The sequence below is a fragment of the Bradyrhizobium sp. LA6.8 genome, from assembly GCF_040547935.1.
Lineage (GTDB): Bacteria > Pseudomonadota > Alphaproteobacteria > Rhizobiales > Xanthobacteraceae > Bradyrhizobium > Bradyrhizobium barranii.
In genome coordinates this window covers 1,164,267-1,178,711 of the sequence record NZ_JBEPQQ010000002.1, presented here as the reverse complement: position 1 = coordinate 1,178,711, position 14,445 = coordinate 1,164,267, and the positions used below count along the sequence as shown (strand labels likewise).

The following is a 14,445-nucleotide window of genomic DNA, read 5'->3' as shown; positions in this document are numbered from 1 at the left end:
CAGCGGTGCGGCGGCCGAGGTAAGGGAGTAGCCGGCTGCTGCGGCGTTTGGCCCGCTTTCACAAAACTGCAACATGCGATCCGCATAAGGCGTCGTCCGCTAACAGGAGACGCACATGCGCGCGACTTTTCTTGCCTCCGTCGCAACGATCATTCTCACCGCGAGCACCGCGCTTGCACAGAACGAGGGCGAATTCCCGGCGAAGCTCGCCGGCCACGTGGTGATGCCGGCCGCGACCTTCATCGACGCGCCGGCCGACGCGCCTGCCGATCTCAAGACCTCGGGCAAATACACCACCGGCAAGCGCGTCGACGCGCTCGGCACTGTGATGGGCAAGTCCTATGAGCGTGCGACCGGCGTGTCGCTGCCGTTCAAGGGCCAGCCGCTGCAGGGCCATTCCGGCATCAAGCACATGCCCGACGGCAGCTACTGGGTCATCACTGACAACGGCATGGGCGCGCGCGCCAACTCGCCGGATTCGATGCTGTACCTGAACCGCTACAAGATGGATTGGGCGAGCGGCAAGATCGAGCGCCAGGAAACCATCTTCCTGCACGATCCCGACAAGAAGGTGCCGTTCCGCATCGTGCATGAGGACACCCAGAAGCGCTACCTCACCGGCTCCGACTTCGACACCGAGGGTTTCCAGATCATCGGCGACACCTTCTGGATCGGCGACGAGTTCGGCCCCTATATCCTGAAGGCCGACAAATCAGGCAAGATCCTCGGCGTGTTCGAGACGGTTGCCGACGGCAAGCCGGTGCGCTCGCCGGACAACTGGGCCGTGGCGACACCCGGCGCACCCGGCGCGACCTACACCAACGTCAACCTCCGTCGCTCCAAGGGCTATGAGGGCTTTGCGTCGTCCAAGGACGGCAAGTTCCTCTACGGCCTGCTCGAGGGGCCGCTGTGGGACGCCGACAAGAAGGACTGGGAGAAGGTCGACGGCAAGGAAGCCTCCCGCATCCTCGAATTCGACGTCGCCGCCGAAAAATTCACTGGCCGCTACTGGCAGTATGTGTTCGAGCAGAACGGCAACGCCATCGGCGACTTCAACATGATCGATCAGGCCTCCGGCCTCATCATCGAGCGCGACAACGGCGAAGGCACGGCCGACAAAGCCTGCCCGCAAGGCACCCGCGGCGAGAACTGCTTCCCTGACATCGCCAAGTTCAAGCGCGTCTACAAGATCGAGCTGACCGACGCCAATGTCGGCAAGCCCGTGCGCAAGATCGGCTATATCGACCTGATGAAGATCCAGGACCCCGACAAGAAGGCCCGCAAGCCGCTCAATGACGGCGTCTACACCTTCCCGTTCTTCACCATCGAGAACGTCGATCGCGTCGACGACACCCACATCATCGTCGGCAACGACAACAACCTGCCGTTCTCGTCCAGCCGCGATCCCAACAAGGCCGACGACGACGAGTTCATGCTGCTCGAGGTCGCGGATTTCCTGAAGGCGAAGTAAGCCGAACTCTCTTCCCTCTCCCCGTTCTCACGGGGAGAGGGAAGGAACCGACAGTGGCGCCTCACCCTCCGTCATTGCGAACGCAGCGAAGCAATCCAGAGTCTCTCCGCAGAGGCAGTCTGGATTGCTTCGCTGCGCTCGCAATGACGAGGATAGAACTCCATTCCCACACTCGCGACGAGTGCGCGGAGACCGCCCTCACCCCACCCTCTCCCCGCAAGAACGGGGCGAGGGAGTGAGAGAGCAACCTCACCGCACGATAAAGTCCACCGGAACGGTAAAGCTCATCGAGCTGTTCTTGATCTCCGCCGGGATCGGCGGGAACGGCGAGGCCTGGTGGATCATCGACGTGGCCTTGGCATCGAACGCGGCAACGCCGGACGAAGCGATGCGGCTGGACGTGACCTGGCCGTTACGGCCGATCGTGAAACTCACCCGGACCACCCCGCGCTGACCGTTGCCGCCGGACGGATAGGAGTGAAGGCGCATCAGATGCGCACGGACGCGCTGATTGTAGGTCGCAACCAGTGATGCGATCGCGCCCGCGCTCATGGCGGACGCTGCAGGCGCCTCCCGCTCGGCGCGCGGCGGCGCGCTGGTGCGAGGCGCGGGGCGCGCCTCCGACGGCTTCTTTGCCTCCGGACGAACTACTTTCGGCTTTTCGGGCGCCGGCTTTTCCTGCGGCACGATTTTCGCGGGTTCCGGCTTGGCCGGTGTCGGCTCGAGCTTCTGCTCTGGCGGCGCCACCACGTCGGGCTTCTCCTGCGGCGGTGTCGGCGCGATGGTCTCCTCGACCGCCTGCCGCTGCATCGGCTCCGGCGGTGAGGCATCGGCCTCCTTCATCACCGGCCCCGGCACCACGTCATCCGGCGTCGCCTGAGGCGCCGACGTGATCGGCGCCATATCGATCATGACCGCAGGCAGGGTGACGCCCTGCTCCGGTTGCGACCGCACCCAATTCATCGCGATCACCGCAGCGATGACATGCAACGCCACGATCACCGCGGCCGAAACGCCCCAACGCGCCGTTTCGCGCTCGCCGAGCGGTTCATGCAGGGCAAAAGCGCTCGCCGACATCAGCTGCGTCCGTCGAGGCCGACCAGGGCGACCTTGAGATAGCCGCCATTGCGCAAGGTGTTCATCACCTCCATCAGGTCGCCATAAGAGACAGCCTTGTCGGCGCGCAGATAGATGCGCTCGTCCTTGCGGCCCTTGGTGGCGGCATCGAGCGCCGTGACGAGGCCTTCGCGTGCCATTGTCTCCTCGCCGACGGCGACGGTGAGATCCGGTTTCACCGTCACGAAGGTGGGCTTGTCCGGCCGCGGCGCCGGCTCGGCCGCGGTGGCCGGCAACTCGACGCCGATGTCGACGGTGGCAAGCGGGGCCGCCACCATGAAGATGATCAGCAGCACCAGCATCACGTCGATGAACGGCGTGACGTTGATCTCATGGGTGACGTCGAGATCGCCGGGGTCGCCGCGCCTCAGCGGCGATCCCCCGCGTGCGCCGAGCTTCGCAGCCATGGCCTACTCCGCCGCCCGCGCCAGGCGGAACTCTCTGTGGTCGCGCTGCCGGCTGACCAGCAGCATGAGCTGCGCCGAGGCGTCTCCAAGCAGCGCGCGGTAATTGGCGATGCCGCGGACGAGATGGTTGTAGATCACGACCGCCGGAATCGCCGCGACGAGTCCGAGCGCGGTCGCAAGCAGCGCCTCGGCGATGCCGGGCGCGACCACCGCAAGGCTCGTGGTGTGGCTCTCGGAGATGCCTATGAAGGAATTCATGATGCCCCAGACCGTGCCGAACAGCCCGACGAACGGCGCGGTGGCGCCGATGGTCGCGAGCACGCCGGTGCCGCGCGCGATCTGCCTGGACATCGCGGCCTCGACCCGTTCCAGCCGCAACGCCACGCGCTCCTGGAGGCCGTCATCGACAATGCCGCCGGAGAGCTCCGCCTCCTTGGCGCAGGACTGGATGAGCTGGGCGACCGCATCATGCGCGTCGCCGGTCCGCTCCGCCGCCTCCGCCAGTTTCATCCTGCCCTCGAGCGCGCGCGTCCGCTGCACGGCGAGCGCGCTCTTGCGGCGCAGCTCGATGGTCTTGGCGAGCCACACCGTCCACGTCACCAGCGAAGCGACGGCGAGCCCGACCATCACCACCTTCACGATGATGTCGGCACCGAGGAACATGCCCCAGGGCGACAGATTGCGCGGCAACAGCGCTTCGTCGATCGCGAAGGCCGGGGCCGGCGCGAGCACCAGCCCAATTGTTAGGATCACATGCCGAAGCCAAAAATTGCTCTGCATCCTGATCTCCCGACAGACAGAAGGAAATTATGCCGCGACGCGGTCCGCCAGCTGCCGGAATCGCACGAGCTGGTCCGCCCGCAGCGCCCGGGTCTCGTCGCGGCCGACGAAGACCTTGAACATGATGCCGCCGTCGGCATTGACGAAGGCGACGAAGGCCGAGGTCTTGCCCATGAAGGGACGCTCGACGAAGGCCAAGGCCGCGCAGCGCTCGTGGCGGAGATGGCCGTGCAATCCCTTCGGCTGCATCAGGTTGAAATAGCCGCGGCCGACCTCGCCCGCCGGGACCGCGCCCGTGAACTCGAAGATCGCGTCATCCGTGTGCACGATGAGCGTGACCTCGCCCCACGCGGCGATGTCCTGCATGGCGGCGGCGAAATGCTCGCCGCCACCAACGCGCACCATCGACGACGGCAGCGCCTCGATCACCGCGCGCGGGGTGACCTTGCGCTCGCGCGCAACGTCCTCGATCACCGCACCGGGATTGTCAGCCATATACGCCTTGAGATCGGCGAGATCGGTGCTCAGCATGTCCGGCTCCCTTTCGTGATCCGCCGCGATCTAGGCGGCCGCGTTCGTCTTGCGCTCGGTCATGATGACCTCGAACCCTTCGAACTTGGGATGGCCGAGATAGAGGCTTTCGCCGGTCTTGTTGTCGGCGCGCGCGTGAGCGCGGCGGAATTCGTCCGACCGCGTCCAGGCCTCGAACGCCGCCTTGTCGACCCAGACCGTGTGCGAGGAATACAGCGTGTGGTCCTCGAGCAGCGGCCCCTTCAGCAGATGGAATTCAACGAAGCCGGCCATGCTGCCGAGATAGGATTCGCGGGTGCGCCAGACGGTCTCGAAAGCAGCTTCCGAGCCGAGCTTCACCTGGAAACGATTCATGGCGATGAACATAAGATTTTTCTCCTGTCAGTCTTGTTGATCGGCGAATGCCGAGCGGATGTTTCAGAACGTGCCGAAGCCACGCTGGGACATCAGCGTGGCTCTGGCGGTCAATACGGCGTCCCGTTTGCTGTCGTCGGCGTACTCCTTAGATGCCGCCGAAGTGGTACTTCAGGCCTCCCTTGACCACGAGCCCGGGGCCGGCGCTCGCCCATTTCACGTCGTTTTGCGTATCGCCCGTGCTGCCGACCGGAATGGCGTAGGGCCGGTAGTACTGGTTGAGAAGATTTTCGACCGAGAAGTTGAGCGTGAGATCGGGCCGCGGCTGATACTGGGCGTAGAGGTTGACGAGATCGTACGACGTCGCCGGCGTATAGGTCGGCGGGATGTCGGTGTTCGCGATCACCGACGTCCACATCACCGAGAGGATCAGGGTCCGGTCCAGCAACCGCACGCCGGCGGTCGTCGTGACCTTCTGCGGCGGAACGCTGTACAGGCCAAATCCCGTCTGGAGGTTTTTGCCATTCTGGTAAGAGCCGGAGAGGCCGAAGTACCAGGTGTTCGCGTCGTACATCGCCTCGGCCTCGACACCCTGGATGCGGGCGGACGCGACGTTCTGATATTGCAGGAACGGAAGCACGGTGATGGAGGGCGCCGGCGGCGGGCCGGTGGGGACCACCAGCGGATTTCCATAGGCGACCTGATCGATGAAGTCGGAGATGTCGTTGCGGAACACGTTGATCTTGCCGCGCAGCGTATCGCCCGCCGTGAACAGATCGTTCTTCTTGATGTTGAAGCCGATCTCCTTGTTCTTGCCGACCTCGGGCCGCAGATTGGGATTCGGGACGAAGCAGAAGGTCGAATCCGCGCCCGGACCCGGCGTGCCCGACGGACAGCGGAAGAATGAGTCGTTGACCGTCGCGCCCGAATGCGGACCGCTGACCAGCGTTTCCGTGATCGACGGCGCGCGATAACCTTCGGCGTAGCTGACATAGGGCGTCACGACCGCCGTGGGAACGAGCCCTACGGTGATCTTCGGCGACAAACGGTCGCCGCCCGACGACGAGGATGCCGAGGAGAGCTGATAATTGTCGTAACGAAGCGCGCCGATCACCTCGAGCATGGAGGTGTAATTGGCCTTCCACTGCACGAAACCGCCGGAGACCGTACGCTGACCGCCGGGTGTCGTCACTTCCGAAGTGCCGGTCCTGTCCTGCGTCGACACCTTGTCCTGGAACGCGTCCAGTCCGTAGGTCACCGCGTGACGCCAGCTGCCGGTATCGAAGCGCGTGGTGTTGTACACGTCGACGCCGACCGTATCGAGCAGATATCCGCGGTTGCTGCCGATACAGCCGGACACGGCATTGCCGGGCACGCCGCCGCAGAAGACCGACGGCGTCGTGCTGGTATGCGCGGTCTTGACCTGGTCGTTCTCGGTGCGATTCCAGTAGACCTTCGCATCCCAGTCGAACCACTGGTCATCCGGCTGCGAATATTTCCAGCCGAGCGTCGTGGTGTAGTTCTTGACGTCGGACCTGTAGATCGACGTGCCGCTCAGGTTGTTGGCGCCGTTCGCATTGGTCGAGTTGGGATCGCCGGCACGGCGTGGCGGCTGACCCACGCTGTAGATGTCCTCCTGGAAGATGGTGCCGAGCTTGATCTCGTGCCCGTCGGCCGGGCGCACCGTCAGCTTGGCGATACCGCTGGTGAGCCGGTTGCCGGTATTGGCGACCTCGAAGCCAGTGCCGTCTTTGTAGCTCTCCTGCGTCGAATAGGTGCCGCCCGCGAACACGTCCACATTCGGATTGACGTGAACACCGCCGAAGGCCGAACCGAGCGCGCGTCCGTAATTGCTGCCAAGGATGGTCTTGACGTCGACGCCCCAGCGCTCGCCGGCACGCACGACGTCCTCGATATCCTTGGTGCGGAACGACGCCACGCCGCCGATCGCACCGGAGCCGTAGATGTTGGCGGTCGGACCACGAACGATGTCGATGCCGCTGATCAGCTCGGGGTTGAGAAAGAACGAGCCGTTGGCGAAATGGCCCGTGCGCTGATAGTTCTGCCGCGCGCCGTCGACGACGACGGCGACCCGGCCGAAATCCTGCAGGCCGCGGATATTGATCGAGGTCGACGGCTCGTCACCGCGGTTCTGAACCCATACGCCCGGCACATTATAGATGAGATCGCCGACCGTGCTGGCCTGGCGACTTTGGATCTGCGACGACGTCACGACGCTGACCGGTGCGAGCGCATCGACCGCGCGCTCTTCGGTCTTGGACGCCGCTGCCGTGATGGTGTCGAGCGCCTGGACGCCGACGATCGCCTGCGCGCGCGCATCCCACACGCTGGAATTGGCCTGCTGCTGATCGGCCTGTGGCTTGGGCGGCTTGCGTTTTGCCTGTTTGGGTTTCACCGGCTTGGCCTGCGCGGCCTGGTCAGCCGTCTGCGCGAAACCGCTCTCCGGCATCATCGCCGAAATTGAAATCACCGACGCGCCTAAAATCAGCGCACGCGAATACCTAGCCCCGTCAGCCATACACCCAACCCAATTATCATGTGTCTTGTTTGGCTGGCGTGCGCTCGCGCGGCGAGCGACTGGCTGGCTATTCTCTGGTGCAGGCCCCCCGGCCCGCATTGTTACATTTGGTTACGTGGCCGCACTCTGACGGTCAATGTCACGAGGCCGCAGTTTATATCGATTGTAAATTGCCGCCGTTGGAATGCGCTTGGTGCCGCTTATACAAACAAACAGCACAGCAAGATTTTGAAAGCGCATCACACTCATCATGTCGGCAAGATCAGGAGACAGCAACGGCGATGCGGCGGGGCATGCACAAAGTCCTTCTGCAACAACGAGAACTCTCATTATGCGAGGGAGCCGGATCGACAGCCGCGAGCTGTTTGCGGCGGAGCGCGAGATCATCATCGCGCATGGCGAGGACGCCTATCGCCTTCGCCTGACCTCGCAGAACAAGCTGATCCTGACGAAGTAACCTGCAATGACATTTTGTCGCACCCTCGCAAACCTCCTGCTCACCGGCACCATCGCGCTCGCCTCGACCGCGCACGCCGCCGGTATCACGGTGCATGATGCGCGCAATCGCGATGTCGCCGTTGCCGACTTCGCCCGCACGGTCTCGATCGGCGGCGCCATCACCGAGATCCTCTATGCACTCGGGCTGGAGAGCCGCCTGGTCGGCGTCGACACCACGAGCCTGTATCCGGCAGCGGCGCTGCACGACAAACCCAATGTCGGCTACATGCGCCAGATTTCGGCCGAGGGCGTGCTGGGCCTCAACCCGACCCTGATCCTGGCGATCCAGGGATCGGGCCCGCGCGAGACCATGGACCTCCTGGAGACGGCGAAGGTGCCGCTGGTGCTGGTGCCCGAGACCTTCTCGGAGGAAGGCCTGATCGAGAAGATCAAGCTGGTCGGCCATGCCATGGGCGTCGATGCGCGCGCCGAGTGCCTGGCGACCGCGGTCAGCGCCGATCTTGCGCAGCTGCGCGCACTGCGTGCCAAGGTCACGAAGCCGGTCCGCGTGATGTTCGTGATGTCGCTCCTGAACGGACGGGCGATGGTCGCCGGTCACAAGACCGCCGCCGACGAGATCATCCAGCTTGCAGGCGCCACCAACGCGGTCGAGGATTACGACGGCTACAAGAACATCGGCGACGAGGCGATCGTCGCGGCAAAACCCGACGTCGTGCTGTCGATCGAGCGCGGCAAGGATTCACTGCAGGCCGACGCGGTCTATGCCCATCCCGGCTTCGCCTTGACGCCGGTCGCGGCCAACAAGAGCTTCATCACGATGGACGGGCTCTATCTACTCGGCTTCGGCCCGCGCACGGCCGCGGCGGCCCGTGATCTCTCGGTCAAGCTCTATCCGGCATTGGCCGAGGGCGGCGCCTTCACGTCGGCTCTGTCGGCGGCGAACTGCCGGCAATGAGCGTGGCGATCGGGACGGACTCGCGGACCCCGCGGCGCGCGGGCGCAGGACGGCGATTTACGTCGATTGCCATTCCCCTGCTCCTGGTGATCCTCGCGGCCACCGCCATCGTCGCGCTGACCGTTGGCGCAGCCGGCATTCCCCTCTCCCGGCTGCCCGCCGCACTCGGTCTTGCAGGCAACACCACCGCCGACGCCATGACGTCGCGCGACCAGCTCGTGTTGTGGTCGATCCGGATTCCCCGGATCGCGGCGACCGCGATGGTCGGCGGCCTGCTCGCCGCAGCCGGCGCCATCATGCAAGGACTGTTTCGCAACCCGCTCGCCGATCCCGCGCTGGTCGGCGTCTCCAGCGGCGGCGCGCTGGCGGCCGCAAGCGCGATCGTCTTCACCGACTCGCGCTTCGGCGAGACGCTGCGCTTCCTTCAGACCGAGCTGTTGCCGCTCGCGGCCTTCGCGGGCTCGCTGGCCACGACCGCGATCCTTTACGGCATCTCCAGCCGCGCCGGGCGGACCTCGATAGCGATCTTCCTGCTCGCCGGCGTCGCCATCACCGCCATCACCAATGCCGGCATCGGGCTGCTGGTGTTCATCGCCGACGACCGCCAGCTTCGCGACATTACATTCTGGCTGCTGGGCTCGATGAGCGGAGCGACCTGGACCAAGGCCGCCGTGCTCGCGCCGATCCTCATCATCGGGCTCGGCGCCTGCGCGTATATTGCCCGCGGCCTCGACCTGCTGGTGCTCGGAGAGGCCGACGCGTTTCACGGCGGCGTCGACGTCGAGCGCCTCAAGCGGATCTCGATCGTCATGGTCTCCGCCATGACAGGGGTCGCGGTGTCGATCAGTGGCGTCATCGGCTTCGTCGGCATCGTCGTGCCGCATCTGCTCCGTCTCGTTATTGGACCTGCGCATCGCCTGCTGCTGCCGGCCTCGGTGCTGCTCGGCGCGATCCTGATGGTCGGCGCCGACACGCTGGCGCGCACCATCGTGGCGCCCGCGGAGATGCCGATCGGCATCTTGACCGCGGCGGTCGGCGCGCCTGTCTTCCTCGGCATCCTGCTGCGCCAGCGCGGGCTTGCCTCGCTATGAGCGCCGTGATCGAGGCGCGGTCTCTCAGCAAGCGCGCCGGCCGCGCCACGCTGCTCGATGGCGTCGGCCTATCGGTTGAAGCCGGCGAGATGGTCGCGATCATCGGCCCGAACGGCGCCGGCAAGTCGACGCTGCTGCGGCTGCTCTCCGGCGATCTCCGCCCGAGCGAGGGCGAGGTCCGGCTGAAGCAGCGCGACATCAGCAGCTATACGCCGCGCGAGCTCGCCGCGCGCCGTGCGATGCTGTCCCAGCACATCAACGTCACCTTCCCCTTCACGGTCGAGGAGATCGTGCTGATGGGCGCGGGCGACCGCATCCTGCGCGATGCCGTGTCGCTCGTCGACGCCGCGCTGGACGAGGTTGGCCTCGCACATTTCCGCGAACGGCAATTGCCGACGCTATCGGGCGGCGAGCAGCAGCGCACCCATTTCGCCCGCGTGCTGGTGCAGCTCGCCTGCGGCGAGGCCGAGCATGGGCCGGGGCTCCTGCTGCTGGACGAGCCGACATCGAGCCTCGATCTGCGCCACCAGATCGACCTCGTCGAAGCCGCGCGCCGCCGCGCCGCAGGCGGCACAGCCGTGATCGCGATCCTGCACGATCTCAATCTCGCGATCCGCTTCGCCGACCGGCTGATCGTCCTGAACGGCGGCAGGCTCGCTGCCGACGGCCCGCGCGCGGAAATCGTCACGCGCGAGACCATTCGCGACATCTTCGAAATCGACGCCGTCGTTCATCAGGCCGACGACGGCGTGCCCTACGTGCTGCCGCAATCGATGCGCGCGGCGGCGCGAGCCGAACTGCCGCCGCGGTGAAGCTGCGCTCCCTCGCCCCGCTTGCGGGGCCGCGACGAGCTCGCTCGCGCTGAGAGGGTTGGGGTGAGGGGCCTCTCTCCACACGCGAGATCGTCGAGAGACCTCTACCCCTCACCCGGATTGCATCTTCGATGCAATCCGACCTCTCCCGCAAGCGGGGCGAGGTAAGAAGGACGGCGCTGCGCCTCGGTTCAGATCGGGCGCATTACCCCGCCGGCACGATCACCATGCCCTTGTCCTTGGGCCAGCGGACGCGCCAGGCGAACTTGATCTCCTTGATCTCGCCGGGTTTTGCGTCGAACGCCCATTCCAGCACGCCACGCTTGTCGCGCAGATTGGTGGTCGTGGGCGGCGTGGTCGAGGACAGCATCTCGACGCCAATATCCTCGTTCTCGCTGACCGGAAGCTGATCCTCGATCGCGATGCGGATCGGGAAGTCGTGCCCGTTGCGGACGACGGTGCGGAACGAACGCGTGTCGGTCTTGGAGGACGAGATCACGCCGGCCGTGCCTTCGTTCTGCCTGATGACGGTGCGCTCGATCTTGATCTTGTCGTCGGCGCCGAAGCCGAGCCGGATCGCGTCGTTCCGCGCGGCGGTCGAAAATTTGCTGCGACCGACGAACGTGCCGTCGCGGAAGATAGCGACCTTACCGGGCAGCAGATTGGTATCCTCGGCAAGCTTGAATGACGCCTCGAGGTAAGCGGTGGGATCCGCGACCGGGGCGGCGCGGATGGCGAGGTCGGGCGTCACGGTCATGGAGGAGATGAGCAGGCTCTTGGCGCCCTCATTGGCACCGAGGCTGACGCGGCCGCTGATCTGATACACGGCCTGGAAATCGCCGATCTCGGCGTTGGCCTGCTGCTCGTCCGCGCGCTCACGCAGCTCGGGCTCCGCCGCTTTCGCCATCGCCGGAGATTGCGCCTGCCGCGTCATCGGCTGCGCGGGCACCGCCATGTCCGACGCCGTGCCCATTGCCAGCGGCTTCGGCAGTTGCGGATACCTCACAACCAGCGAATTCAGCTCCGGCGCGCTGCCGCCGCGGCTGACCCGAACGGTGGAAACACCGAGGCTGACATTCGACCAGTCTTCGCCGGTCGACTGTGTCACCTCGGCGCGGCGAACCAGCTCGAGCTGCGGCTTGCGGTCCTTGGCACCGGTGTCGAGCCGGGCGTCATACAGCGGCAGCCAACGCGCATTGCGGACTGCATAAGTCACCCGCAACGTCGCCTTGGTCGCGGCGGCGGAGGCGACATCGATGCGAACCTCAAGCTTGCTCGGCGGCTTGGCCGAACGCTCCGCTTCAAGTTGCGCGAGCTGCCGATCGATCTCGCGCTGCTTTCGCGTGGCGTCGCGGATCGCGGTGTCAGCGGTCGCGATCTCCTCGGCGACCGCGGTAAAGGCTGCGCGCCATTCGGTGATCGGCCGAGCCTCGCCCTTCTCGCCAAGGCCAGCCGGAGAGGCCTCCGCAAAGTGCTGCGCGAATTTGCGCCGGGCGTTGGCCGCGTCGATGTCACCTTGCAGATCGGCGCGCTGGTCCTTCAACGCTTCGATGCGCTTATCGAGCTCGGGCAGATTCGCGGGTTGTGCCGCGCGCGGCGGCCGCGCGTCGATGGTACCGATGGTGAGTTTTGCGCCCGCCTCGCCCTCGACACGCAGGGAGGACGGATCGAGCGAGAGCGGAAAGTCCTTGGCGACCAGCGTGCTGTCGCCGGAGGCGAGGTCCAGCGCGATGATACGGGTGACGGTGGCGCCATCCGGATAGACGGTGACGGTGTCAATGGCCGATGTGGCGTCCACATCGGCGGCCCATGATGGCGACGCCGTCGCCATGGTCACCAGAACCAGGCTCGTCGTTGCCAAACATCTTGCGGTGATGCGCATAAAGTCCCTCCTGCCGTATCGCCGCGCCGCCAGCCGGACGCGTGCGATCAAATGCCTCGCCAACATGGTTGGACGCGGCAGGGAAGGAACTGGTTCGATTGGGGTTTCCGTGGGGCGCCGCCGCGGCCGCACCAAGGCCGCGGAACGTGTCGTCGACTCGCGGCGAAGCCGTTAAACTCAGGTCCTTAAACCGGGGTGGGCGAACCCTGGCCGAAGATGCGGCGGAGCAGATCGGTCACGTTGCGGGCGCCGGCCTTCTTCAGGATGCCTGCGCGGTAGCCTTCGACCGTCCGCGCACTCAGATGTATGCGCCGGGCGATCTCCTTGTTGGTCAGGCCGGCAGCAAGGTGCTCGAGCACATCGACTTCGCGCCCGGTCAGGGGCTCGCAGCCGGGCAGCCAGCGTTGCCGATTTGAACCCGGCTGCGCGAACTCGTCGATGGCAGCATCGATCCGGTCGACGATGTCGCGGGTGCGGAACGGCTTCTCGATGAAGTCGGCCGCGCCGCTCTTGATCGCGTCGACCGCCATGGCGATGCTGCCGTTCGCCGAGGTCACCAGAACCGGCGCCATGCAGTTCTCCTCGCGCAGGCGCTTGAGCACGTCGAGGGCGGAACGATCCGGCGGCATCTCCAGCAGCACGCAGGCCGGCATCCGGGCCTTTGCTTCCGAGAGCAGCGACGCGCCGTCGGCAAAGCAGATCACGTCATAGGCACTCTGTTGAAGCGCCATTGAAAGTTGTTCGCGGGAGGCCGCGTCAGTTTCAATGACGAATACCTCACCCTTGGAAAGCATGTTTCCCGGCATCATCCCGATCCAGCAATGTCTTGGTCAAATGGCCCGAGACGGCAGCGGGGCTTCGTCGCGCCGCGTCGTCATACGCACGGCATTCACGCCCGTGCTTCGGTTTCCCTTATGTATGTTCCATCCTGTTCCCGGATTTGACGGATCGGGACAGAAACTTTACATTTCGGGACATCTGCGGGAATGGCTGACAGGAACGGGTCGCATGACCGACCTCATGCGCAGCGCAGGCTTGAGCTACTACCCGGATGTCGCCCGGTCGGTCGGACTCGACCCCAAACAGATGATGCGCAAGGTCAGGCTGCCGCTGGCCGTGCTCGACAAGCCCGATACCCCCATTGCCGTGACCAGCCTGCGCCGGCTGCTCGAACTGTCGGCAGAGGCGTCGGGTGCCGAAGATTTCGGCTTGCGGCTCGCCGAGCGCGGCGGGCTGACCAATTTCGGCGCGGTCGGCCTGATCGTGCGTGAACAGGCGACCGTCAGTGAGGCGATCGAAGCGTTCTCGCGCTTCATCCACGTTCATCACGACGGCATGAAGCTTGAGGTCACGCGCGACAAGCAGACCGTGACGGTCACACTGCATCTGCGCGGCCGGCAGCCGACCGCGCCGCGCCAGTCGATCGACATGGCGCTCGGCAGCGTCCACCGCATCATCCAGTCGCTGTTCAGCAGCGACTGGCGGCCGCTCGAGGTGCATCTGCATTATCCGCCGCCACACGACCGCAAGCGCTACCGCGACTTCTTCGGTTGCCGCGTCACCTTCAATGCCGATGACGATGCGATCCTGTTGTCGGCGCATGACATGGAGCGGCGAATTCCGAGCGCGCATCCGCTGATCGCGAGCTATCTGCGCAAGCGGATCGAGGCGATCGAGACGCGGCCGGCAAGCTGGGAGGAGAAGGTCGACGAGGTGGTGCGCATCCTGCTCGCAAGCGGCGACTGCACGGTCGAGCGCGTGGCCGAGCATCTCGCCTGCACCCGCCGCACCATCCATCGGCACCTCGCCGCATCGGGCACCAGCTTCTCGGCGATCCTCGACGCGCAGCGCGCCGATCTCGTGACCCAGCTGATCGACGACCCCGGCCGGCCGCTGGCCGATATCGCCACCCAGCTCGGCTTCTCCGCGCAGAGCGCGATGGCGCGCTGGTTCCGTGGCCGCTTCGGCTGCACCATCACCGCATGGCGCAAGGGCGTGCGGCCGCTGGCCAAGCGCGCCGGCGTTCCCTCGGCGTCCGCGGCCTAGGC

14 protein-coding genes are annotated in these 14,445 nt (G+C 65.6%); 6 read left to right on the top strand and 8 right to left on the bottom strand.

Annotation, left to right across the window (positions count from 1 at the left end; all coding sequences use genetic code 11):
• The first annotated feature begins 115 nt into the window (after nucleotides 1-115).
• Nucleotides 116-1,471, top strand: a complete 1,356-nt coding sequence (locus ABIA90_RS12655; protein WP_354120101.1) for an esterase-like activity of phytase family protein — start codon at nucleotides 116-118, stop codon at nucleotides 1,469-1,471.
• Nucleotides 1,472-1,720: 249 nt separating this feature from the next.
• Here the strand turns inward: ABIA90_RS12655 and ABIA90_RS12650 are convergent, their stop codons facing one another.
• The 6 genes from ABIA90_RS12650 to ABIA90_RS12625 all read right to left on the bottom strand — a co-directional run bounded on the left by ABIA90_RS12650 (nucleotide 1,721) and on the right by ABIA90_RS12625 (nucleotide 7,198).
• The gene (locus ABIA90_RS12650; protein WP_354120100.1) at nucleotides 1,721-2,548 is read right to left on the bottom strand and encodes a TonB family protein; all 828 of its coding nucleotides are present in this window, start codon (nucleotides 2,546-2,548) and stop codon (nucleotides 1,721-1,723) included.
• The gene (gene exbD, locus ABIA90_RS12645) at nucleotides 2,548-2,994 is read right to left on the bottom strand and encodes a TonB system transport protein ExbD (protein WP_063981157.1); all 447 of its coding nucleotides are present in this window, start codon (nucleotides 2,992-2,994) and stop codon (nucleotides 2,548-2,550) included. Before exbD ends, ABIA90_RS12650 begins: the two co-directional genes overlap by 1 nt.
• A 3-nt stretch (nucleotides 2,995-2,997) precedes the next feature.
• Nucleotides 2,998-3,774 (bottom strand): tonB-system energizer ExbB, encoded by a 777-nt coding sequence (gene exbB / locus ABIA90_RS12640; RefSeq protein WP_354120099.1) that lies wholly within the window; start codon nucleotides 3,772-3,774, stop codon nucleotides 2,998-3,000.
• Between the two features lie 27 nt (nucleotides 3,775-3,801).
• A complete protein-coding gene (gene hutX / locus ABIA90_RS12635) occupies nucleotides 3,802-4,305 on the bottom strand; it encodes a heme utilization cystosolic carrier protein HutX (protein ID WP_166080224.1) in 504 nt (167 codons plus the stop codon).
• Between the two features lie 30 nt (nucleotides 4,306-4,335).
• Entirely contained in the window at nucleotides 4,336-4,671 is a 336-nt protein-coding gene (gene hmuQ / locus ABIA90_RS12630) for a heme-degrading protein HmuQ (RefSeq protein WP_028151060.1), read from the bottom strand.
• A gap of 136 nt (nucleotides 4,672-4,807) precedes the next feature.
• Nucleotides 4,808-7,198 (bottom strand): TonB-dependent hemoglobin/transferrin/lactoferrin family receptor, encoded by a 2,391-nt coding sequence (locus ABIA90_RS12625; RefSeq protein WP_354120098.1) that lies wholly within the window; start codon nucleotides 7,196-7,198, stop codon nucleotides 4,808-4,810.
• Between the two features lie 250 nt (nucleotides 7,199-7,448).
• Here ABIA90_RS12625 and ABIA90_RS12620 point away from each other — a divergent pair, with 250 nt between their 5' ends.
• The 4 genes from ABIA90_RS12620 to ABIA90_RS12605 are packed head-to-tail and all read left to right on the top strand — an operon-like array spanning nucleotide 7,449 to nucleotide 10,515.
• Complete coding sequence (locus ABIA90_RS12620; protein WP_028161015.1) at nucleotides 7,449-7,655, top strand: hemin uptake protein HemP; 207 nt, start codon at nucleotides 7,449-7,451, stop codon at nucleotides 7,653-7,655.
• A 6-nt stretch (nucleotides 7,656-7,661) separates the two neighbouring features.
• Nucleotides 7,662-8,612 carry a heme/hemin ABC transporter substrate-binding protein gene (locus tag ABIA90_RS12615; protein ID WP_354120097.1) on the top strand — a complete coding sequence of 317 codons (951 nt, stop codon included), beginning with the start codon at nucleotides 7,662-7,664 and terminating at the stop codon, nucleotides 8,610-8,612.
• Entirely contained in the window at nucleotides 8,609-9,703 is a 1,095-nt protein-coding gene (locus ABIA90_RS12610; RefSeq protein ID WP_354120096.1) for a FecCD family ABC transporter permease, read from the top strand. The genes ABIA90_RS12615 and ABIA90_RS12610 overlap by 4 nt, the downstream gene beginning before the upstream one ends.
• On the top strand, nucleotides 9,700-10,515 hold the full coding sequence (locus ABIA90_RS12605) for a heme ABC transporter ATP-binding protein (RefSeq protein ID WP_354120095.1): 816 nt from the start codon (nucleotides 9,700-9,702) through the stop codon (nucleotides 10,513-10,515). The genes ABIA90_RS12610 and ABIA90_RS12605 overlap by 4 nt, the downstream gene beginning before the upstream one ends.
• 205 nt (nucleotides 10,516-10,720) lie before the next feature.
• Here ABIA90_RS12605 and ABIA90_RS12600 read toward each other — a convergent pair whose 3' ends face one another.
• Both ABIA90_RS12600 and ABIA90_RS12595 read right to left on the bottom strand, forming a co-directional pair.
• Nucleotides 10,721-12,397: a mucoidy inhibitor MuiA family protein gene (locus ABIA90_RS12600; RefSeq protein WP_354120094.1), complete on the bottom strand. Its 1,677-nt coding sequence runs from the start codon at nucleotides 12,395-12,397 to the stop codon at nucleotides 10,721-10,723.
• 185 nt (nucleotides 12,398-12,582) lie between these two features.
• Nucleotides 12,583-13,203, bottom strand: coding sequence for a response regulator transcription factor (locus tag ABIA90_RS12595; RefSeq protein ID WP_063986095.1), 621 nt, complete (start codon nucleotides 13,201-13,203; stop codon nucleotides 12,583-12,585).
• Nucleotides 13,204-13,405: 202 nt separating this feature from the next.
• On the opposite strand from ABIA90_RS12595, the gene ABIA90_RS12590 reads away from it, so the two are divergent.
• Nucleotides 13,406-14,443, top strand: coding sequence for an AraC family transcriptional regulator (locus tag ABIA90_RS12590; RefSeq protein WP_354120236.1), 1,038 nt, complete (start codon nucleotides 13,406-13,408; stop codon nucleotides 14,441-14,443).
• The last annotated feature ends 2 nt before the right edge of the window (nucleotides 14,444-14,445 follow it).

Excerpts from the sequence above, each read along its gene's own strand:
- ABIA90_RS12625 (WP_354120098.1), bottom strand. The coding sequence starts at position 7,198 with ATGGCTGACGGGGCTAGGTATTCGCGTGCGCTGATTTTAGGCGCGTCG.
- ABIA90_RS12620 (WP_028161015.1), top strand. The coding sequence starts at position 7,449 with ATGTCGGCAAGATCAGGAGACAGCAACGGCGATGCGGCGGGGCATGCA.
- ABIA90_RS12590 (WP_354120236.1), top strand. The coding sequence starts at position 13,406 with ATGACCGACCTCATGCGCAGCGCAGGCTTGAGCTACTACCCGGATGTC.
- ABIA90_RS12605 (WP_354120095.1), top strand. The coding sequence starts at position 9,700 with ATGAGCGCCGTGATCGAGGCGCGGTCTCTCAGCAAGCGCGCCGGCCGC.
- ABIA90_RS12655 (WP_354120101.1), top strand. The coding sequence starts at position 116 with ATGCGCGCGACTTTTCTTGCCTCCGTCGCAACGATCATTCTCACCGCG.
- ABIA90_RS12610 (WP_354120096.1), top strand. The coding sequence starts at position 8,609 with ATGAGCGTGGCGATCGGGACGGACTCGCGGACCCCGCGGCGCGCGGGC.
- ABIA90_RS12600 (WP_354120094.1), bottom strand. The coding sequence starts at position 12,397 with ATGCGCATCACCGCAAGATGTTTGGCAACGACGAGCCTGGTTCTGGTG.
- ABIA90_RS12615 (WP_354120097.1), top strand. The coding sequence starts at position 7,662 with ATGACATTTTGTCGCACCCTCGCAAACCTCCTGCTCACCGGCACCATC.
- exbB (WP_354120099.1), bottom strand. The coding sequence starts at position 3,774 with ATGCAGAGCAATTTTTGGCTTCGGCATGTGATCCTAACAATTGGGCTG.
- hutX (WP_166080224.1), bottom strand. The coding sequence starts at position 4,305 with ATGCTGAGCACCGATCTCGCCGATCTCAAGGCGTATATGGCTGACAAT.
- ABIA90_RS12650 (WP_354120100.1), bottom strand. The coding sequence starts at position 2,548 with ATGTCGGCGAGCGCTTTTGCCCTGCATGAACCGCTCGGCGAGCGCGAA.
- exbD (WP_063981157.1), bottom strand. The coding sequence starts at position 2,994 with ATGGCTGCGAAGCTCGGCGCACGCGGGGGATCGCCGCTGAGGCGCGGC.
- ABIA90_RS12595 (WP_063986095.1), bottom strand. The coding sequence starts at position 13,203 with ATGCCGGGAAACATGCTTTCCAAGGGTGAGGTATTCGTCATTGAAACT.
- hmuQ (WP_028151060.1), bottom strand. The coding sequence starts at position 4,671 with ATGTTCATCGCCATGAATCGTTTCCAGGTGAAGCTCGGCTCGGAAGCT.